Origin of the sequence: Brevundimonas pishanensis, from assembly GCF_022750635.1 — a bacterium.
GTDB lineage: Bacteria > Pseudomonadota > Alphaproteobacteria > Caulobacterales > Caulobacteraceae > Brevundimonas > Brevundimonas pishanensis.
In genome coordinates this window covers 383,203-402,047 of record NZ_JAJKBG010000001.1, presented here as the reverse complement: position 1 = coordinate 402,047, position 18,845 = coordinate 383,203, and the positions used below count along the sequence as shown (strand labels likewise).

Genomic DNA, 18,845 nt, shown 5'->3' with positions numbered 1-18,845 from the left:
GGAGTGGGTATGGCCGAGGCCGACATCGCCGCCGACATCGCCTATGTGGCCACGGCTGGTGCCGCGGGTCTGGCGCTCGCGGTCAGTGCATGGGCCGCCCGCCTGCATCGCAGTATCAAACGCCGCGAACAGGCTGTTGAAGAACAGGCCACCCACGCCTTGATCCAGTCCGCCGCCTGTGCGGGCGCACTGAACGCCTTTGATGATCTGCGCCTTGCCCTGTCGCCAGAAGGGTCTGTGCGAGCGATCTATGGCCCCCGGGAGCCACTGTTCCATCTGGTGGAGCAGCCCCTCCCGAACGGGGGGCAACCGAGCGAGGAGGCCGTTCGGACCGCTGCGGACCAGCTTACCGCCCGCCTAAAACGCCTGCATCCCAACCGCATGATCGCCCTTCTGCATGAGGGCGAGGGTTTCGAAACCGTGATCGAGTCCGGTGAAGGCTCCTGGGCTGTCGAAGGACGCGCTCTGGGGGGCGGGGCATGGGTGCGCCTGTCCAAGGTCACCCACGCCATCGGCATGGAGGCCGGTCCGGGCGTTCTGGCCGAGCAGTCGCCATCGCCTACATGGGTGGTGGACGGCTCGGGCAAGCTGGTCTGGGCGAACGGTGCGTGGCTGCACGAAACCCGCTGCGACAGTCTGCAAGGCGCGCGCGACAACGGCATCAGCTTTGATCGCGGCGCCGACGCCATCGTCGCGGAGGCCGTACGCTTGAACAGCCGTCAGGAAGGCTTCCGCTGGATTTCGTCCGATGGCCGACGCCGCGCATGGAAGATCACGGCAGAGCCGCTGATCGGCGGGCGAGGGGCGGTTATCGCCTTCGCCATCGACATGACCGAGGCCGAAGAGACGCGCGACACCCTGCGCCGTCACGTTGAAGCCCATGACGAGACGCTGAACCACCTTGCCGATGCCGTGGCCATCTTCGGTCCGGCCAAGCGTCTGGCCTTCCACAACACCGCCTTCCAGCAGTTGTTCAATATCGATGCTGCATGGCTGGACGAACGCCCGACGCATGGCGAGCTTCTGGATCGCCTGCGCCAGCGCCGCCTGTTGCCCGAAGTGGTCGATTACGCCCAGTGGAAAGCTCACGAGCTGGAATTCTATGGCGCAGCCCAGGCCTCGCCCGACGATACGTGGCGCCTGCCCGACGGTCGGACCCTGCGCGTCGTCCGCCAGCCGCACCCGCTGGGCGGCATCCTGCTGATCTTCTCGGACATCACCGACGAGTTGAACCTGCGCAGCCGCTACAATGCGCAAATTCAGGTCCAGATGGCGACGCTGGACAAGCTGTCGGACGCCGTGGCGGTGTTCGGCTCCGACAGTCGTCTTCGTCTGCGTAACGATGCCTTCGAGGCGTTCTGGAACCTGTCCAAGGAAAAGCTGGACAATGCGCAGGACTTTGACGACGTGGCACAACTGTGCCGCGCCCTCCTACCGGACAATGCGCTGTGGATGGGGCTAAAGGCGCGCGTGGCCGATCCCGACCCAGAGAGCCGTATCCCCGTCTCGGGCGAGGGCCGTACGCAAGACGGCAGGTTCGTGGTGTGGAAGACCCGGCCTTTGCCTGACGGTGCTACCCTGGTGGCATTCGGCGACGAGACGGCACGCCGTGGACTGGAGCAGGCTCTGGCCGAGAAGGAGGCCGCGCTGGCCGAAAGTCAGGCTCTTAAGCGTGAGTTCGTCGGTAGCGTTTCGTATGAACTACGAACACCGCTGACGACTATCGTCGGTTATTCCGAACTGCTCGAGGCCATGGGCGATATGCCGGAGCGCAGCCGCCAGCACGCTGGAGCAATCCGCGTTGCGGCCAGCCATCTGGCGCGCTCTATCGACGATGTTCTCGACATGGCCCAGATCGACGCCGGTGAAATGGAACTGGTGCTCGGCGATGTGCGCCTCGGAGACCTGCTTTCGCAACTCTGCCAGACGATCCGTCCCAAGATCGAAGGTCGCGGTGCCCGACTGGAACTGACCCTGCCTGACGAGCTGCCCATCCTGCGAGCGGACGAGCATCGCGTGGGGCAGGCGGTTGATCACCTGCTGGAAAATGCTTGTCGTGCTGTGTCGGACGGCGGCGTGGTCGAACTGGCTGTAGTGGCATCACCGCAAGAGGTGCAAATTCGTGTCAGCGACACCGGGCGCGGCATTCCCTTCCACCTACAGGCCCACGTATTCGACCGGTTCGTACGGCGCGAGCGCGGCGGGCCGGGCGTGGCATTGGCGCTGGTCAAGGCGCTGGTGGAGTTGCACGGCGGAACTGCCGAAGTGGAGTCGGCACCCGGGAAGGGCGCGACCTTCATCCTGCGCCTTCCGACCAAGGCCCAATGTTCGGCAGCCATACCGGAACTGATTTTAGACTGACTTCGTGCTACAGGGCCGGTCCAAGACATTAGGAACCTCTGCCCCCATGGCCGAAAACGCCCCGCTGAAAACTGCCCTGATCTATGATTTCGATGGCACCCTTGCCCGTGGAAACATGCAGGAGGTCAGCTTCATCCCGTCCGTGGGCATGGACATTGGCGCGTTCTGGGGAGAGGCCGAGGCCCTGACCAAGTCGGCCGATGCCGACGGTATCCTGATGTATATGCAGCTTATGCTGCAGCACGCCCGCGCCAAGGGCATTTCCATCACCCGCGAGATGCTGAGCGATCACGGCAAGGACGTCGCCCTGTTCGAGGGGCTTCGCGATCTGTCCTGGTTTGACCGCATCAACGCCTTCGGTGCCAAGTACAACCTCGAGATCGAGCACTACATCATCTCGGCAGGCCTCGAGGAAATGATCGACGGCACGCCGATCCGTCCCGCTCTCAAGCACGTCTTCGCCAGCCACTATGTCTATGACGACAAAGGCGAGGCCGCGTGGCCGGCGGTAGGTGTGAACTATACCACCAAGACCCAGTACCTGTTCCGCATCAACAAGGGCGTGAACAACCATTGGGAACACGAGCGGGTAAACCACTTCATTCCTGACGAGGATCGCCCGATCCCGTTCGACCGTATGATCTTCCTCGGTGATGGTGACACCGATGTGCCGACCATGAAGATGATGCACACCAAGGGTGGTTTCTCGATCGCCGTCTATGACCCGCGCTCGAACGAGAAGGACCAGAAGAAGGTCTATTCGCTCATTTCGGAAGACCGCGTGAACTTTGTGGCCGCCGCCGACTATAGCGAGGGCTCGGCTCTGGACCTGATCGTCAAGGGCCTGGTGGGCCGCATCGCTATCAACTCGGGCACCATGCCCGCCGGTATCTGACGCGCCCTAGCGGCGGTTATAGACGTCCCGCGCGCGGCTCAGTCGCGCCGGGACAAGTCCACGTAAATCGTGGCTGCGCACGATCTCGAAGCTGACCTCGGCTCCCTTGGCCTGCGCTACCTTTACGTCCATCGCCAGTCCGCGCGCGTGATCGACCACGATCATCGCGCCCGATACGCCCGTCCCGCGCTCCAGCGCCACCTCAAGCCGCTTGTCCGACGCCGCCTTCAGCCTGCAAGGCAGGTCCATTTGCCCCGTCATCACGGTACCGCGGCCGGAAATAGGCTTTAGAGACGATGCGCTTTCGCCGCGTTTGAACAAACCGAACACAACAACAAACCTGACACAGCCCGCAGAGGCAGGCGATTACTGAAGCTCATCCTATCAGGTGGTATGGTTCATCGCGATGGCAACAACACGGCGTCGGGTATCCAGATCAACCGTCATATCGGCCCTGATGCCCCCCTGCATCATCCATAGGGTCAATCGCTGGAAGTGGGCGACAAAGCGAGCCAGCGCCCCGCGCCGTCCGGCCGGAATATATTCCACGCCCAAAAGCCCGGCCTCCTGTTCACAGCGCCAGTCCAGCACCGTGTCGAAGTCGGGCGCTCTCAAATACACCAAAGCCTCCAACCTTTGATGCAGCGCGGCATAAGCGGTTGATAACGCTTGATTCACAGCCTCGCGCCAGTGGAGCAGAACGTCTGCCTCCGCTTCGAGTGTGTTCACCGGATCAGCCAGCCGTGCCTCTGGCTCGGGCAGGACTCCAAGGCACCATCCTTCCAGAATGACAAAGCGCGGACGCCCCTTGAACACCGGCCATTGGTCAATGGGGAGGCGCTCGTCGGCCAGCTTGTCAAACGCGGGCAGGGGGGTCTCGCTGTTCTCCGAGGCATCGAGCAAAGCGTCCAATACACGACCCAAAAGTTCCAGATCGTGCGTACCCGGCACACCTCGCGTGTGAAACAGGGGGTGGACCTTGCGGGCCAACTCGACCCGCTCCTCACGCATCAGATAGGCGTCGTCGAGCGAAAGACTGACACCCCCATACGTTTTGGCCAGATGCGCCGCGAGGGTGGATTTGCCCGATCCCTGACTGCCGGCGATCCCGAATATAACGGGATGGTCGGGCCTTAGGCGGGATAAAAGAAAACCCCCGACGGCCTCAGGCAATCGGGGGTCTATAATCTTAGTGCTGATTTTCCGGAAGCCGGACAATCAAGCCGTCCAGATCATCACTAACGCGGATCTGGCAGGAAAGGCGGCTGTTAGGCTGCACGTTCTCGGCGAAGTCTAGCATCGACTCTTCCATCGCCGACGGGCGGCCCGTCACATCCAGAAACTCTTCGTCGACATAGCAGTGGCAAGTTGCGCAAGCGCAGGCCCCACCGCAGTCGGCGTCGATACCCGGAATGTTGTTCCGGACAGCGCCTTCCATGACAGAAAGGCCGTTCTTGACCTCGATCTCATGCTCGCGGCCATCGAACTCGATGTATTTGATCTTTGCCACGGGGAAGGCTTAGCGCCCGCTTACGCGGACGCTTTTTCCTTTTTACGCGACGGAGCGACCATCAGCTTCTTGGTCTCGGCAATAGCCTTGGCAGGGTTCAGACCCTTCGGGCACACCTGAGCGCAGTTCATAATGGTGTGGCAGCGGTACAGCTTGAACGGGTCTTCCAGATCGTCGAGGCGCTTCTGGGTGGCGTCGTCGCGGCTGTCCGAGATCCAGCGGTAGGCACCCAGAAGGGCTGCCGGACCGATGTACTCTTCCTGGTTCCACCAGTAGCTCGGGCACGAGGTCGAGCAGCAGGCGCACAGGATGCACTCGTACAGACCGTCGAGCTTTTCGCGCTCTTCCGGCGTCTGCAGGCGTTCTTTTTCCGGATCCGGAACGTCCGACTGCAGGTACGGCTGGATAGAGTCGTACTGGGCGTAGAACAGCGACAGGTCGGTCACCAGATCCTTCACGACCGGCTGGTGCGGCAGCGGAGCAATGGTGATGTTGTGCGACTTGCACTCGTCCCAGCCCTTGGTGCAGGCGAGGGTGTTCGAGCCGTCGATGTTCATCGAGCACGAACCGCAGATGCCTTCACGGCACGAACGGCGGAACGACAGGGTCGGGTCGATCGTGTTCTTGATGTGGATCAGGGCGTCCAGCAGCATCGGGCCGTGGTCGTCCGAAGACACTTCATAGGTGTCCCAACGCGGATCGGCGTCCACTTCGGGATCGTAACGATAGACCTTGTACGACTTGACGTTCTTCGCGCCAGCCGGAGCCTTGTGGACCTTGCCGGTGGTCGGCTTGGAGCCGCGCGGGAGGTTGAGTTGAACCATGTTTCAAATCCTCCTTAGTACACGCGTGCCTTGGGCTCGATGTACGAGACCTCGTCCGACATGGTGTAGTTGTGAACCGGACGGTAATCGATCTGGACGCCTTCGCCCGGACGCTTCCACGCCAGGGTGTGCTTCATCCAGTTGGTGTCGTCGCGATCCGGGAAGTCTTCACGGGCGTGAGCGCCGCGGGACTCGGTACGGTTGGCAGCGCCCTCGATGGTGACCATAGCCTGAGAAATCAGGTTGTCGTACTCGAGGGTTTCCATCAGGTCGGTGTTCCAGATCAGGCCACGGTCCGTGGTCTTGATGTCCGAACCCGCTGCGTCGATGGCGCGCAGCTTCTGAACGCCCTCTTCCAGCGTCTTGCCGGTACGGAACACGGCGGCGTCCGACTGCATGGCGCGCTGCATCGACAGACGCAGTTCCGACGTCGGGGTCGAACCCGAAGCGTAACGGAAGCGGTCGAAGCGAGCCATGTGGGCGTCGATCTGCGACTTCGGAGCGGCTTGAACCGGCGCTGCCTTGTCGACGACTTCGCCGCAACGCAGGCCAACAGCGCGGCCGAATACCACGAGGTCGGTCAGCGAGTTCGAACCCAGACGGTTTGCACCGTGAACCGAGACGCAAGCCGCTTCGCCCACTGCCATCAGGCCCGGGACAACGCTGTCCGGATTGCCGTCGCGCAGGGTCAGCACTTCGCCGTGATAGTTGGTCGGGATACCGCCCATGTTGTAGTGAACGGTCGGCAGAACCGGGATCGGCTCCTTGGTCACGTCCACGCCAGCAAAGATCTTGGCGCTTTCCGAGATACCCGGCAGGCGCTGATGCAGGATGGCCGGATCGAGGTGATCGAGGTGCAGGTAGATGTGGTCCTTGTTCGGGCCAACACCACGACCTTCGCGGATCTCGATGGTCATCGAGCGCGAGACCATGTCACGCGGAGCAAGGTCCTTCACGGTCGGCGCATAGCGCTCCATGAAGCGCTCGCCTTCCGAGTTGGTCAGGTAACCACCTTCGCCACGAGCACCTTCGGTGATCAGGCAGCCGGCACCGTAGATGCCGGTCGGGTGGAACTGGACGAATTCCATGTCCTGCAGCGGCAGGCCGGCGCGCAGCACCATTGCGTTACCGTCGCCCGTGCAGGTGTGGGCCGAGGTTGCCGAGAAGTAGGCACGACCGTAACCGCCGGTGGCCAGAACGACCATCTTGGCGCGGAACTGGTGCATCTGGCCGTTGTCGAGCTGCAGGGCGGTGACGCCGGTGCAGGTGCCGTCTTGCATGATCAGGTCGAGAGCGAAGTACTCGACGAAGAACTCGACCTCGCGACGGACCGACTGGCCGTACAGGGTGTGCAGGATGGCGTGGCCGGTGCGGTCGGCGGCGGCGCAGGTGCGCTGAACCGGACCTTCACCGAAGTTACGGGTCATACCGCCGAAGGCGCGCTGGTAGATCTTGCCTTCGTCGGTACGCGAGAAAGGCACACCCCAGTGTTCCAGCTCGTAAACGGCCTTGGGCGCGTTACGAACGAGGTATTCGATGGCGTCCTGGTCACCCAGCCAGTCCGAACCCTTGACGGTGTCGTACATGTGCCATTGCCAGGAGTCTTCGCCCATGTTGCCAAGCGAAGCCGAGATGCCGCCTTGGGCAGCCACGGTGTGCGAGCGGGTCGGGAAGACCTTGGTGACGCAGGCGACCTTCAGGCCCTGCTGGGCGGCGCCGAGTGCAGCGCGCAGGCCCGAGCCACCCGCGCCGACGACAACGACGTCGTATTCGTGATCGATAAGCTCGTAAGCAGCCATGGTCGATTAAGCTCCTGCGGCCAGCGCTGCGGCGGCACGCACGATGAAGAACACGCTGGCAGCAGCCAGCACAACGAAGACGATCAGGGCAACGAGGCTCAGCGACTTGCGCGACGACGGCGCAGGTACGTAGTCCTCGATGATCACCTTCCAGGCGAGATAGGCAAAGCCGAAGAAGGCCAGCGCGGTGACGATGGCAAGGCCGACATTCAGCTTATTGGCGAACCATGCACCCACAGCGGCAGCATCGGCACCGGCAAGGGTGAAGCCCGTCGAGGCAAGCCAGACCGACAGCGGCATAAGAAGTAGCAGAAGCGCTTTTTCGAGCTTCCACTCACCGGCGCCGTGACGCTCGGAGATCTTCACATTGTTTTTGAACTTAGGTGCAGCGCTCACAGCGAAACCTTCTCCGTAGCGAACAGGGCGACCCAGAACAGGACGGCCAGAACCAGCGGACCCCAGACGGCAATGCGCGACAGCAGGTTGGCCGACTTGACGGTCAGGCCATGGCCGAAGTCGTTGATCAGGTGGCGCGCGCCGTTCAGCAGGAACGAGAACAACACCAGCGTCAGACCGAAGCCGACGATCAGGCCCAGCGGCGAGGCGAGGCACGCGGCAAGCTTATTGTAAGCCTCCGCACCGTTCGAGGCGACGGCGGCCCAGCCCAGCAGCAGGATAGCACCGACCGTGGCCGCGCCGATCGTGACGCGGAACAGGATCGAGGCCACCATGGTGATGTGCCAGCGCCAGATCGAGGTGAAGGGCGACATGGGCGTTACGTGCCCGTTGGGGTGGCGGACGTAGCGGCCGGTACGGTCGCCGGGGGTGCCACCCGCTGCCTGATGGTTCGACATGCGAATGATTCTCAAAAAACCTGTGGAAATTCAGGGTCAGACTGTTGCAAAGGCTTTTGTGCCGTGCAGCAGGCGATGTCAACGAACCCACGCCCTTAGTCGGGTTATTAAGTCCGTCAGGCGGTAAGTTGGTGCGATTTGACCGTCTCGATACGCTTTTCGAGGACTGGCGGTTCGCAGGCGACGGTGCCGGGTCGGCCCCAGACGGGATCGGGCCAAAGCGGATCGTGACGATACCGTCCCACAACGTGGACGTGTAGTTGCGCGGTCACATTTCCGAGAGCGGCGGTGTTGATCTTGTCGACCCGCGCTCCCTCCGCGGCAGCCATCTCCGCGATCAGGTCGCCAGCCTGCACGGCTTCTTCCATCAGCCGGGCCCGTTGCACGGCATCCAGATCGGACAGCTCCACTGCCCCTTCCACGCGCGGAAGAAGGATCAGCCAGCAGAAACGTCCGTCATTCTGGAGACGCACCTGACACAAGGGCCAGTCGGTGACGTGGATCGACGCCGCCTCGAAAGCTGGATCAGCGCGAAAAGCCTCGGCAGGGATCATGGATCAGACCTCGTTAAACCACCTTAGCCGATAGGCCTGAACGGCCGTTTTGGCCACATGCGTCGTGAGACGCCAGTTCGCGACCGCTCCGACCGGGGCTCCGATGACAGGCATCAGTTGCAGTAGCTTGGCCAGATCGAGGTAGTCACGGTACTCAAGCTGGAACTTCCGCCAGTCGATCTCGATAGCTTCGCCTTCCATTTCGGGCGCGCTGGCCTCCAGCGCGGCCAGCGCTGCGGGGCGCTGCCGCGCGCTTGAAAACGCCAGATGGAAGATGCGCAGGATAAACAGACGCTCGGCCGGATTACGACTGTCGAATCCATAGGCCGCGCAGATCTCGAACAGCATCTTGATCTTGATCGCCATCAGCGCGGGCAAATCGGCAGCCGCCAGCACAAATCCACCTGCACCAGCCACGGCACCTTCTACGCTGGCGGTGCTGCGATAGACCTTCATTAACTGGTAGATGGCCTTTTCGCGCTCTTCGAGAGTGCCCGCGGTACGTGGCCCACCGGCAATCCAGCCCGATCCGGTCATTATGGCCTTGGTCATCTGCTTCATCACCGCCGTGACCGCCTTATGGACAGGCTCTGGAATGATGTTGTTGATCTTATCCTGCGTGGCACGCGTAGAACGATCCCACACCCCCGGACGGCGATGTTGGCGGGTTCGCCATGCCAAGGCCTGAGTTAAAGCCTTGTTTTCATATGCGGTCGGTTCGGACTGGGGGTTCATAAGCAAAGCTACCTGATGGCTGGACTAAGTGTTGAAGACCAAAGCCCAAACGCGGGAGACTTGCTCCCGCTCCCACACGGGTCTAGACCGCCCGCCATCGAATAGTGTTTCGCACACGCAACATCGACTGGAGAGACCTTAAATGGCTCGCGCAAAGATTGCCCTTATCGGCGCCGGTATGATCGGCGGCACCCTTGCCCACATCGCAGCTCGCGAAGCTCTGGGGGACGTCGTTCTGTTCGACATCGCTGAAGGCACCCCGCAAGGTAAAGGTCTGGACATCGCCGAAGCTTCGGCCGTCTTCGGTCAAGACGTCGCCCTGAAGGGCGCAAACGACTACGCCGACATCGCTGGCGCAGACGTCTGCATCGTCACCGCCGGTGTTCCGCGTAAGCCGGGCATGAGCCGCGACGACCTGATCGGCATCAACCTCAAGGTCATGAAGGCCGTGGGTGAAGGCATCAAGCAATACGCTCCGAATGCCTTCGTGATCTGCATCACCAACCCGCTGGACGCCATGGTCTGGGCTCTGCAGAAGTTCTCGGGCCTGCCGAAAGAGAAAGTCGTCGGCATGGCTGGCGTTCTGGACTCGGCTCGTTTCGCCTACTTCCTGGCTGAGAAGACCGGCGTTTCGATCCAGGACATCCACGCCTGGACCCTGGGCGGTCACGGCGACGACATGGTCCCGATGGTGCGTCACTCGACCGTTGGCGGTCTGCCGCTGCCGGACGCTGTGGCTGCTGGCTTCCTGTCGCAAGCTGATCTGGACGCTATCGTCGAGCGCACCCGCAAGGGCGGCGGCGAGATCGTTGCCCTGCTGAAGACCGGCTCGGCCTTCTACGCTCCGGCTGAATCGGCCATCGCCATGGCCCGTTCGTACCTGCTGGACCAAAAGCGCGTTCTGCCGTCGGCTGTCTACGTCAACGGCGAATACGGTCTGAAGGACCTGTACGTCGGCGTTCCGGCCATGATCGGTGCCAACGGCGTCGAGAAGATCGTCGAGTTCACCACCAACGAAGAAGAGAAGGCCATGCTGGCTACCTCGGTCGCTTCGGTGAACGGCCTGATCGAAGCCTGTAAGGCTGCCGATCCGAGCCTCGCCTAATACTGGCCCGCTGCGCGGGCGGAGCGCGAGATCGCTACCGCTCACGACGCGGTCTCTCACTGCTTGAGCGATCTCGCGCTGGATAAGATTAAGGGCCGCTCCATTGATGGGGCGGCCCTTTTTCTTTGTCGGTTTAGTGCGTTTTGAGAGCCTCGGGCTCGTTCTCCAGCCAGCTTTGGCTGCGCATTTCGTTGAGGCGCGAGACGGTACGTTCGAACTCGAAGGCGCCGTCGCCCTCGGGATACAGGACCTCGGGCTCGGCGTCGGCCAGAACCACCAGACGGGTCTTGGCTTCGTAAAGGGCGTCGATCAGCGTCACGAGGCGGCGGGCCTCTTGTCTGTTGTTCGGACCAAGCTTGGGCACGTTCTCGAGGAAGAGCGTGTGGAAACGCTTGGCGATGGCCAGATAATCCTGCGGCCCCAGTGGCTTTCCGCACAGATCATCAAACTTGGCGCGGGCCATTCCGCCGACCGTGCGGTCCACCGTCACTTCACGGCCCAATACTGTCAGCGAGGTCGGCTCTTCCGGCTCGCCGCCTTTCAGATCGGACCACAGCAACTCGAAGGCCGCAACGGCTCCCTCGGCCCCCGTGGAGAACCAGACCTTATCACCCGCCAGACGATCAAGTCGAAAATCGCGCGCGCCTGCCGTTTCGACGACGACCGTTTTTTCGCGCAGCATGTCGATGAATGGCAGGAAGAGCTGGCGATTGATGCCGTTCTTATAGAGGTCTTCGGGCGCACGGTTCGACGTGATGGCCAGAACGACCTTCTTTTCAAACAGGGCGTCGAACAAACGACCAAGGATCATGGCGTCGGCAATATCGGTGACCTGTAGCTCGTCGAAGCAAAGCAGGCGCGCCTCCGAGGCGATCAGCGCAGCGACGGGCGGAATGGGGTCATCGCCCTTGTGTACGCCGAACACGGCCTTGCGCTGGATCTTGTCGCCCTCGCGCCATTGCCGCACCAGATCGTGGACGCGGGCCATGAAGGCGTGGAAGTGGGCGCGGACTTTGCGCTGCTCCGGAATGGCCGAATAGAACAGGTCCATCAGCATGGATTTACCGCGTCCGGGCGGGCCCCAGATGTAGATGCCGCGCACAGCGGGCACCTTGCCGAACAGGCCGCGCTGGGACAGATCGTCTTCCAGTCGCTCCAGTTCCGCGATCAGGCCGAGCTGCGCCGGATCGGGGTTGATGACGCCTTCTTCGACGCGGATGTCATAGGCATTACGGATGCGGGAGGTCATGCCAGACGGGATAGTCCGACCGACGCGTTCAGGGAAGCACCAGCGGGCCTAAACAGAGGTCTTAGATATTTTTGGTTGCTTCGCAGGTGCGAAAGCACCACATGCAAAAGCTCATTCTTTCACACACCCATATAGAAGGTTGATTTCACCATGGGCTATCGCGTCGCCATCGTAGGCGCCACCGGCAATGTCGGTCGGGAAATGCTGGCCATTCTCGAGGAGCTGAACTTCCCCGTCGAGAAAATGCACGCGATTGCCTCACGAAAATCGAAAGGCATGGAAGTCGCTTGGGGCGACAAGACCATCCTGTGTCAAGACATCGAACAATTCGACTTCTCGACCGTCGACATCGTGCTGATGTCGGCAGGCGGTGACGTTTCGCGCGCATGGTCGGAAAAGATCGGCAAGCTGGGTCCGGTGGTCATCGATAACTCGTCGGCCTTCCGCAAGGACCCCGACGTGCCGCTGATCGTGCCGGAAGTGAACCCGGACGCGGTCAAGCTGGTCAAGAAGAAGAACATCGTCGCCAACCCGAACTGCTCCACCGCACAGCTGGTGGTGGCTTTGAAGCCGCTGCACGACGCCGCCAAGATCAAGCGCGCTGTCGTCTCGACCTATCAGTCGGTTTCGGGCGCAGGCAAAGAAGGCATGGACGAACTGTGGAACCAGACCAAGGCCATCTACGGCCTCGGCGACGCCACCCCCAAGAAGTTCCCCAAGCAGATCGCCTTTAACGTCCTGCCTTACATCGGCTCGTTCCGCGACGACGGTTACACCGACGAAGAAGCGAAGATGTGGGACGAGACCCACAAGATGCTCGATCCGAACATCAAGCTGACCGTCACCTGCGTGCGCGTTCCGGTGTTCGTGGGTCACTCCGAAGCTGTCACAGTCGAGTTCGATCGCCCGATCGAGCCGGACGAGGCCCGCGACATCCTGCGTGAGGCCCCGGGCGTGCTGGTGGTCGATAAGCTGGAACACGACGGCTACATCACGCCGGTGGACGCTGCTGGCGAACACGCCGTCTTCGTCTCGCGTATCCGCAAGGACCACACGGTCGAGAATGGCCTGACCTTCTGGGTTGTCTCGGACAATCTGCGCAAGGGCGCGGCCCTCAATGCGGTGCAGATTGCACAGCTTCTGGACGAAACCGGAACGATCACGCCGAAGTCCGGCGTGCGGACCATGATCGTCTGATCCAACAACGCCCCGCGGTTCGCCACGGGGCGTTTTCCTTCTTCCTGATAGTCTTCGGCCTCCCCGCCCTAGGTGATTTGTGACCCCCACCCCAGCCTCTAATGAGACCCGCACCGCCTTTGCCGCCGGTGTGCTTTGCTACCTCTTCTGGGGCTTCATTCCGCTGGCCTTCCAGCAGATGGCCCATGCCGGTGCGACCTCGTGGGAAATCATGGCCCACCGTGCGGTGTGGGGTGTGGTCTGGGCCTTGCTGCTTGTGCTTCTGGCCAAGCAGGGCACGCAGATCCTCAATGTGCTGCGCCAGCCCAAGGTCATGGGTTGGTTGACGTTGTCCGCCACGATCATCGCCGCGAACTGGATCACCTATATTCTGGCGGTGAATAGCGGGCGTACTCTTGACGCCTCGCTCGGCTATTACCTCAACCCGCTGCTGAACATGGCCGCAGGTGCCCTGATTTTCCGCGAGCGCATTAGCGGCGCAGGCAAGATCGCCATGGGACTGGCTGCGGTGGGCGTTGCGATCCAGACCGCCGCTCTGGGCCACGCCCCGTGGATTTCGATCGGTCTGGCCGTGACGTTCGCCGCCTACGGGATCATCCGCAAACGCGTTCAGGCCGACGCACAGACCGGATTGTTCATCGAATGTCTGATCCTTACCCTGCCGGGTCTTATTTACATGTTCTGGCTGGAGACATCAGGGCAGGGCCATTTCTTCACTTCGCCCCTGTCGACTACCTGGCTGCTTTTGGCCGGACCGGTCACGGTCATACCGTTGATGCTGTTCTCGTGGGCCGCGCGCCGTATCCCGTTGTCCAGCATGGGCTTTTTGCAGTTCCTTGCACCGACCATCGTCTTCTTCATCGGTATGTCCCAGGGTGAACCCCTGAGCGGACTACGGATTGCATCCTTCGTCTTTATCTGGGCGGCAGTGCTGGTGTTCATCTATGGGGCGGTGACTTCGGCCCGCCGTCGTAACGATGCGCCGGTGGCCACCGAGTTCGAACCGGGTCTGGTCGAAGAGGCGGACGACGTCGCTCCTCGTTAAGTGCAACCTGCGTTGAGTTCCGTCGGCATTCCGGACTAAGACAGACCTATGATCAGCCCTCGCGTCCTGCCCGTCCTCGCCTTGTCATCCATCCTGCTGGTAGGCGCGCCTGCCTGCGCAACCGCACAGGACGAGGTTATCCGCACGGCCCGGACCGAGCAGCCGTCGCTTGAGGCCCGCGAACAGCACAGCCTCAAGCCCTCGGTCACTTCGGCCCAGTTGTTCGATCAGGTGAGCGATACGCTGGATGCCGCAGCGGCGTCGTGGTCTTCGGGCGATATCGACGCGATCATGGGCCACTACACGGTCGATCAGCCGCTGCTGGTCCTCTATGGCGACGAGCCCCTGAAGGGCCCTGAGCCTGTCCGTGCATGGCTGGAGGCGCGCAAGGCCCGCGCTGGCGGCCTTGGCACAATGAACTACGAGTGGTTCGAGACGCTGCAACTGGACGACTACACCGCCGTCGCCTCGGGACGGATGATCGTGACGATCAATGGCCAGCATCACCGCGCACTGTTCACCCGCCTGCTTCGACGCTCGGTCGACGGGTGGCAGATCCTGCACGATCAAATCGCGCTGCCACCCGAAGCCTGAGCCGCGTCAGAACGCCTGATAAAGGGCGTTGACCAGACGCACCGCGCGGGGATCACCCAGAAGGTGCGGCGACTGGCGGTTCATGACATAGGCACCCGACACCTTGGCCTTGTCGTCAGCCCAGACCAGTGACCCGCCCCAGCCACAGTGGCCGAGCGCGTCGGGGTTGGGGCCGAAGATGTCGATCCCTTCATTGCGCATCAGACCCGCAGCCCAGCTCAGTGTGAACGGCAGGATTTTATCCGGTCCGTGAATGCGTTCCTGCGACAGGGCACCTAAGGTTTCCGCCGACAGGAAGGTTTCGCCTTTCAGGCGGCCATCATTAGCAATGATGGACAGGATGCGCGCCAGATCGGCACCCGAGGCGTGCATATTGGCCGACGGGATTTCAGCCCCCCGCCACTCGGCAGAGCCACGACCGCCGGGGGCCGCGCCCTTGTTCACGAAGGCAGCCATCTTCAGCTCGTCCAGCTTGCCGAGATTGGGCAGGCTGCTGGGGCGTTTCATCTCGGCGGCGCGATCATGCTCGCTGGCAGGCGTGCCGATCCAGAGGTCCAGCCCGAACGGCTCGCAGAAGTCTTCGCGCAAAGCCGTACCCATGGTGCGACCGTCCAGACGACGGAAGATTTCACCCGCCATCAGGCCAATCGAAATAGGGTGATAGCCGGAGGCAGTTCCCGGCTCCCACATCGGCTTTTGCGCCGCCAGACGTGCCACAACCGCAGGCGGGTCATACCAGATGGCCGGATCGACGGGCTCGTCAAAGCCCGGCAGGCCCGACTGGTGGCTCATCAACTGCCCGATGGTCAGGTGGTCCTTGCCGTTCTGGCCGAACTCGGGCCAGTGATCGATCACCTTGTCGTCGTAGGACAGTTTTCCCTGCTCGACGAGGCGGGCGATCATCAAGGCCATCACTGCCTTGCCGCTGGAGAAGATGGGGACCAGCGTCGTCTGGGTGAACGGTTTCTCGCCGGCGGTGTCGGCCGAACCGCCCCACAGGTCGATGACCGTCTCGCCTTCAATCGTAACCGAGAAGCGAGCGCCCACTTCGTTCAGCCCTTCTGGGGCATCGGTGAAGTTGGCAGCAAAGGCGTCTTTGACCGCAACAAAACGGTCTGGGCAGGTGCCGTGAATTTGAGGTGTCGTCATGGAAGTGTGTGTACTCCGGCTGGTCACCCAGGTCACGGGCGACGCTGATCTTCGCTTTGCTTTCGCACGCCTTCGAACTCGCTGCCCGCGCTCCATTGTGGCCAGTCGGAACTGTCGGCCAACTCGCGGCCAACCTCGTAGATCAGCTGCACGTCCGCTGCCGCGGCCTTCATCGTCCAGTCCGGCATCCATTCGTCCTTGGGGGTATGGTAAGCCCCCGAGACATACTGTCGGCTGGCCTCGTTGTGACCGGTAAAGCCCGCAGCCGCGAAGAGCGCAGGGACCCCTGCACGCGCCAGAGGGAAGTGGTCCGAGCGGTAGAAGGCACCGGCCTGCGGTGCCGGATCGGGGATCAGACGGCGCCCCTCGCGCGTCGCATAGGGCAACAGGCGCGCGTCCAGATCGGACTTGCCCGCACCGATTACCACGATGTTCGGATCGATATCGTCACCCGGTAGTAGGCTGTCCATGTTGATGTTCGCAACAGTCTTTTCCAGCGGATAGACGGGATTGGCCGCGTAGTACTCTGCGCCCAGAAGGCCGGTTTCTTCGGCGGCCCACGAAATAAACACGACCGAGCGTTTCGGCCTTTCACCCTGCGCAAACAGGCGGGCGATCTCGAGCACTCCCGCAACGCCCGTCGCATTGTCCACAGCACCGTTATAGATATCGTCGCCGTCCTTGGGTGTCCCTCGGCCATAGGCGTCCCAGTGGGCACCAAACATAACGGTTTCGTCCGGACGCTCGGTTCCGGTGATACGGGCGATGACGTTGCGGGTCTGGATCCGGTCAGCCTTCTGGCCGAAGTCGATATTCATCGTCACGCCGTCCAGTTCGACGGGCCGGAAGTCGCGACTGCGGGCAGCCACCCGCAAGGTGTCCAGATCGAGCCCTGCCAGCTGCAGCAGCTTCTGCGTCGCTTCGCTGGAAATCCAGCCCTGGGCGGCGACGCGTTCCTTGTCCGGATCGGCACGGACGATATCGAGGTCCGGGGCTGTGGAAGACCCTGCCAGCGTCGACCACGGATAGCCGGCCCCTCCCGTGTCGTGGATCACAAGAACTCCGGCAGCACCCTGTGCGGCGGCTTCCTGGAACTTGTAGGGCCAGCGGCCATAGAAGGTCATGGCCTGCCCGTCAAAGGTGTTGGCGACCGGATGGCCCTCGGGTGCCCCGAAGTCTGGATCATTGACGATGACCAGCAAGAGCTTGCCGCGCACATCGACGTCTTTGAAATCGTCCCACCCCCGCTCGGGAGCACTGACGCCATAGCCGGCAAACACGACCGGAGTATCGGTCAGGGTGATGCGGCTGACGGGACGGTCCGAACCCACAATGATCTCGTCTGCGCGCGCGAAGCTGACGGTGTGGTCACCGGCACGGGCGGTCAAAACGGCAGGGCCATCGGGCCCCGTGCGCGAGACTTCGGCCGTCTGGAACCATGATCCATCCGGACCGCCCGGCTCAAGTCCCAGTGCCTTGAACTGCTCCGCAATCCATTCGACCGTCAGCGTCTCGCCCGGGGTGCCCGGTGCCCGTCCCTCGAAGCGATCCGAAGCCAGTTCGCGCGTCAAAGCATTGAGCCGCTCCGGATCAACCTGCACCTGCGCCGACACGGCGGTCGAAGTCATAAGGACGGTAGCCAGAGCCAAGGCAGCGGGACGAAGCGACATCAACCATCTCCTGAGGGTATGAGAGCCATACGCTGCCCCAGTCCGGTCATAAATGTCGAGCTTTGATCAGGACTGCGCGTTCACAAGATAGCGTTGCACGCCTCGTGACGCGCGCACAGCGGACGCAAAACAGGCCTGAAGCAGATAGCCCCCTGTGGGCGCTTCCCAGTCCAGCATCTCGCCGCAGACAAATACGCCGGGCAGGGCATTGAGCATCAGTTCGCGGTTGTACTGGTCACGCCCGATCCCGCCTGCCGACGATATGGCCCGCTCAAGACCTCGCGGTGCTTTCAATCGCACGGGCACAGCCTTGATCAACTGTGCAAGCGCCATCGCCTCTTCGGGCAAGGGGCCTGCTTCGCGCATCAGCCCGATGAAGGCCGGATCGAGGTGCAGCGACTTGCGAAGGTGATTGGACAGGCTGTTCTTGCCGCGCGGCTTGTCCAGTCTGTTTGCCAATTGCGAGAGCGTCTGATCGGGACGCAGGTCGATGTGGACCATGACTTCGCCTTGCCTCGCGATGGCTTCGCGAACCACCGCGGATAACGCATAGACCGCGCCGCCCTCCAAACCGTAGCCCGATAGTATGGCCTCGCCGCGTGCCGTATGGCCACTGAAGGTGATGCCGATATTCTTCAGGGGGTGTCCGGCAAACCGTTCAACCAACAAGGGCGACCAATCGACCTCGAAGCCCACGTTCGCGGGCTGGAACGGGCGGACATCCACACCTTTGGCGTTCAGCCACGGGACCCAAGCCGCATCCGAGCCCAGCTTGACCCACGAGGCTCCGCCCAGCGCCAGTATGACCGCATCAGCCACAACCTCGCTGGAACCGTCCAGCTCGTCGAAGGCCAGCGCATCGCCGTGCCAACCTGTCCAGCGACTACGCGTTTTGATGGTGACGCCCTTCCGGGCCAGACGCGCCAGCCAAGCGCGCAGAAGTGGCGAGGCCTTCATCGCCTTGGGAAAGACCCGGCCCGAGGTTCCGATAAAGGTCTCGGCACCCAAGCCGTCCGCCCATGTACGCAGAGCCTGGGCATCGAAATCGTCCAGCCAGTCGGCGACCTGGGGCTGCGCTTCGCCGTAGCGCCGGTCAAACCGCTCGCGCGGTTCGCTGTGGGTGAGGTTCAGCCCCCCACGCCCCGCCATCAGGAATTTGCGCGCCACCGACGGCATCTGGTCGTGCACGGTCACGTCATGGCCCTGATCGGCCAGTTGCTCGGCCGCCATCAGACCAGCCGGTCCGGCACCGATAATGACCACGCGAGATGATGGGGGAGGAGTGGCGTTCATGCGCTCTTCCT

19 protein-coding genes are annotated in these 18,845 nt (G+C 62.3%); 6 read left to right on the top strand and 13 right to left on the bottom strand.

Going from position 1 to position 18,845, the window contains the following annotated elements:
• The first annotated feature begins 9 nt into the window (after nucleotides 1-9).
• Both LOX95_RS01990 and LOX95_RS01985 read left to right on the top strand, forming a co-directional pair.
• Nucleotides 10-2,361 carry a sensor histidine kinase gene (locus LOX95_RS01990; protein WP_242912616.1) on the top strand — a complete coding sequence of 784 codons (2,352 nt, stop codon included), beginning with the start codon at nucleotides 10-12 and terminating at the stop codon, nucleotides 2,359-2,361.
• A gap of 46 nt (nucleotides 2,362-2,407) precedes the next feature.
• A complete protein-coding gene (locus LOX95_RS01985; protein WP_242912615.1) occupies nucleotides 2,408-3,256 on the top strand; it encodes a haloacid dehalogenase-like hydrolase in 849 nt (282 codons plus the stop codon).
• Between the two features lie 6 nt (nucleotides 3,257-3,262).
• Here the strand turns inward: LOX95_RS01985 and LOX95_RS01980 are convergent, their stop codons facing one another.
• From LOX95_RS01980 to LOX95_RS01940, 9 genes are all read right to left on the bottom strand, one after another.
• Nucleotides 3,263-3,517, bottom strand: a complete 255-nt coding sequence (locus tag LOX95_RS01980; RefSeq protein WP_242912614.1) for a hypothetical protein — start codon at nucleotides 3,515-3,517, stop codon at nucleotides 3,263-3,265.
• Between the two features lie 123 nt (nucleotides 3,518-3,640).
• Nucleotides 3,641-4,429: a kinase gene (locus tag LOX95_RS01975; protein ID WP_242912613.1), complete on the bottom strand. Its 789-nt coding sequence runs from the start codon at nucleotides 4,427-4,429 to the stop codon at nucleotides 3,641-3,643.
• Nucleotides 4,430-4,445: 16 nt separating this feature from the next.
• Complete coding sequence (locus tag LOX95_RS01970) at nucleotides 4,446-4,766, bottom strand: 2Fe-2S iron-sulfur cluster-binding protein (RefSeq protein ID WP_242912612.1); 321 nt, start codon at nucleotides 4,764-4,766, stop codon at nucleotides 4,446-4,448.
• Nucleotides 4,767-4,786: 20 nt separating this feature from the next.
• Nucleotides 4,787-5,590, bottom strand: a complete 804-nt coding sequence (locus LOX95_RS01965; protein WP_242912611.1) for a succinate dehydrogenase iron-sulfur subunit — start codon at nucleotides 5,588-5,590, stop codon at nucleotides 4,787-4,789.
• A 14-nt stretch (nucleotides 5,591-5,604) separates the two neighbouring features.
• Nucleotides 5,605-7,389, bottom strand: coding sequence for a succinate dehydrogenase flavoprotein subunit (gene sdhA / locus LOX95_RS01960; protein WP_242912610.1), 1,785 nt, complete (start codon nucleotides 7,387-7,389; stop codon nucleotides 5,605-5,607).
• Nucleotides 7,390-7,395: 6 nt separating this feature from the next.
• The gene (locus LOX95_RS01955; RefSeq protein ID WP_242912609.1) at nucleotides 7,396-7,785 is read right to left on the bottom strand and encodes a succinate dehydrogenase/fumarate reductase transmembrane subunit; all 390 of its coding nucleotides are present in this window, start codon (nucleotides 7,783-7,785) and stop codon (nucleotides 7,396-7,398) included.
• Nucleotides 7,782-8,159: a succinate dehydrogenase, cytochrome b556 subunit gene (sdhC, locus tag LOX95_RS01950; RefSeq protein WP_427846564.1), complete on the bottom strand. Its 378-nt coding sequence runs from the start codon at nucleotides 8,157-8,159 to the stop codon at nucleotides 7,782-7,784. The genes LOX95_RS01955 and sdhC overlap by 4 nt, the downstream gene beginning before the upstream one ends.
• 200 nt (nucleotides 8,160-8,359) lie before the next feature.
• A complete protein-coding gene (locus LOX95_RS01945; protein ID WP_242912607.1) occupies nucleotides 8,360-8,797 on the bottom strand; it encodes an HIT domain-containing protein in 438 nt (145 codons plus the stop codon).
• A 3-nt stretch (nucleotides 8,798-8,800) separates the two neighbouring features.
• Entirely contained in the window at nucleotides 8,801-9,532 is a 732-nt protein-coding gene (locus LOX95_RS01940) for an EcsC family protein (protein WP_242912606.1), read from the bottom strand.
• Between the two features lie 142 nt (nucleotides 9,533-9,674).
• Here LOX95_RS01940 and mdh point away from each other — a divergent pair, with 142 nt between their 5' ends.
• Nucleotides 9,675-10,637 carry a malate dehydrogenase gene (gene mdh, locus LOX95_RS01935; protein WP_242912605.1) on the top strand — a complete coding sequence of 321 codons (963 nt, stop codon included), beginning with the start codon at nucleotides 9,675-9,677 and terminating at the stop codon, nucleotides 10,635-10,637.
• A gap of 133 nt (nucleotides 10,638-10,770) precedes the next feature.
• Here the strand turns inward: mdh and zapE are convergent, their stop codons facing one another.
• Nucleotides 10,771-11,886, bottom strand: coding sequence for a cell division protein ZapE (gene zapE / locus LOX95_RS01930; RefSeq protein WP_242912604.1), 1,116 nt, complete (start codon nucleotides 11,884-11,886; stop codon nucleotides 10,771-10,773).
• A gap of 150 nt (nucleotides 11,887-12,036) precedes the next feature.
• On the opposite strand from zapE, the gene LOX95_RS01925 reads away from it, so the two are divergent.
• From LOX95_RS01925 to LOX95_RS01915, 3 genes are all read left to right on the top strand, one after another.
• Complete coding sequence (locus LOX95_RS01925; protein ID WP_242912603.1) at nucleotides 12,037-13,083, top strand: aspartate-semialdehyde dehydrogenase; 1,047 nt, start codon at nucleotides 12,037-12,039, stop codon at nucleotides 13,081-13,083.
• A 79-nt stretch (nucleotides 13,084-13,162) separates the two neighbouring features.
• Complete coding sequence (rarD, locus tag LOX95_RS01920; protein WP_242912602.1) at nucleotides 13,163-14,128, top strand: EamA family transporter RarD; 966 nt, start codon at nucleotides 13,163-13,165, stop codon at nucleotides 14,126-14,128.
• A 48-nt stretch (nucleotides 14,129-14,176) separates the two neighbouring features.
• On the top strand, nucleotides 14,177-14,722 hold the full coding sequence (locus tag LOX95_RS01915; protein WP_242912601.1) for a YybH family protein: 546 nt from the start codon (nucleotides 14,177-14,179) through the stop codon (nucleotides 14,720-14,722).
• A 6-nt stretch (nucleotides 14,723-14,728) separates the two neighbouring features.
• Here the strand turns inward: LOX95_RS01915 and LOX95_RS01910 are convergent, their stop codons facing one another.
• The 3 genes from LOX95_RS01910 to LOX95_RS01900 all read right to left on the bottom strand — a co-directional run bounded on the left by LOX95_RS01910 (nucleotide 14,729) and on the right by LOX95_RS01900 (nucleotide 18,834).
• Complete coding sequence (locus LOX95_RS01910; protein WP_242912600.1) at nucleotides 14,729-15,871, bottom strand: serine hydrolase domain-containing protein; 1,143 nt, start codon at nucleotides 15,869-15,871, stop codon at nucleotides 14,729-14,731.
• 32 nt (nucleotides 15,872-15,903) lie between these two features.
• Nucleotides 15,904-17,541 carry a M20/M25/M40 family metallo-hydrolase gene (locus tag LOX95_RS01905; protein ID WP_242912599.1) on the bottom strand — a complete coding sequence of 546 codons (1,638 nt, stop codon included), beginning with the start codon at nucleotides 17,539-17,541 and terminating at the stop codon, nucleotides 15,904-15,906.
• Between the two features lie 66 nt (nucleotides 17,542-17,607).
• A complete protein-coding gene (locus LOX95_RS01900) occupies nucleotides 17,608-18,834 on the bottom strand; it encodes a TIGR03862 family flavoprotein (protein WP_242912598.1) in 1,227 nt (408 codons plus the stop codon).
• Between the last annotated feature and the right edge of the window lie 11 nt (nucleotides 18,835-18,845).

Bases quoted from the DNA above. Each gene is read 5' to 3' on its own strand.
- LOX95_RS01990 (WP_242912616.1), top strand. From the start codon at position 10: ATGGCCGAGGCCGACATCGCCGCCGACATCGCCTATGTGGCCACGGCT.
- LOX95_RS01985 (WP_242912615.1), top strand. From the start codon at position 2,408: ATGGCCGAAAACGCCCCGCTGAAAACTGCCCTGATCTATGATTTCGAT.
- LOX95_RS01980 (WP_242912614.1), bottom strand. From the start codon at position 3,517: ATGACGGGGCAAATGGACCTGCCTTGCAGGCTGAAGGCGGCGTCGGAC.
- LOX95_RS01965 (WP_242912611.1), bottom strand. From the start codon at position 5,590: ATGGTTCAACTCAACCTCCCGCGCGGCTCCAAGCCGACCACCGGCAAG.
- sdhA (WP_242912610.1), bottom strand. From the start codon at position 7,389: ATGGCTGCTTACGAGCTTATCGATCACGAATACGACGTCGTTGTCGTC.
- sdhC (WP_427846564.1), bottom strand. From the start codon at position 8,159: ATGTCGCCCTTCACCTCGATCTGGCGCTGGCACATCACCATGGTGGCC.
- LOX95_RS01945 (WP_242912607.1), bottom strand. From the start codon at position 8,797: ATGATCCCTGCCGAGGCTTTTCGCGCTGATCCAGCTTTCGAGGCGGCG.
- LOX95_RS01940 (WP_242912606.1), bottom strand. From the start codon at position 9,532: ATGAACCCCCAGTCCGAACCGACCGCATATGAAAACAAGGCTTTAACT.
- mdh (WP_242912605.1), top strand. From the start codon at position 9,675: ATGGCTCGCGCAAAGATTGCCCTTATCGGCGCCGGTATGATCGGCGGC.
- zapE (WP_242912604.1), bottom strand. From the start codon at position 11,886: ATGACCTCCCGCATCCGTAATGCCTATGACATCCGCGTCGAAGAAGGC.
- LOX95_RS01925 (WP_242912603.1), top strand. From the start codon at position 12,037: ATGGGCTATCGCGTCGCCATCGTAGGCGCCACCGGCAATGTCGGTCGG.
- LOX95_RS01915 (WP_242912601.1), top strand. From the start codon at position 14,177: ATGATCAGCCCTCGCGTCCTGCCCGTCCTCGCCTTGTCATCCATCCTG.
- LOX95_RS01910 (WP_242912600.1), bottom strand. From the start codon at position 15,871: ATGACGACACCTCAAATTCACGGCACCTGCCCAGACCGTTTTGTTGCG.
- LOX95_RS01905 (WP_242912599.1), bottom strand. From the start codon at position 17,541: ATGTCGCTTCGTCCCGCTGCCTTGGCTCTGGCTACCGTCCTTATGACT.
- LOX95_RS01900 (WP_242912598.1), bottom strand. From the start codon at position 18,834: ATGAACGCCACTCCTCCCCCATCATCTCGCGTGGTCATTATCGGTGCC.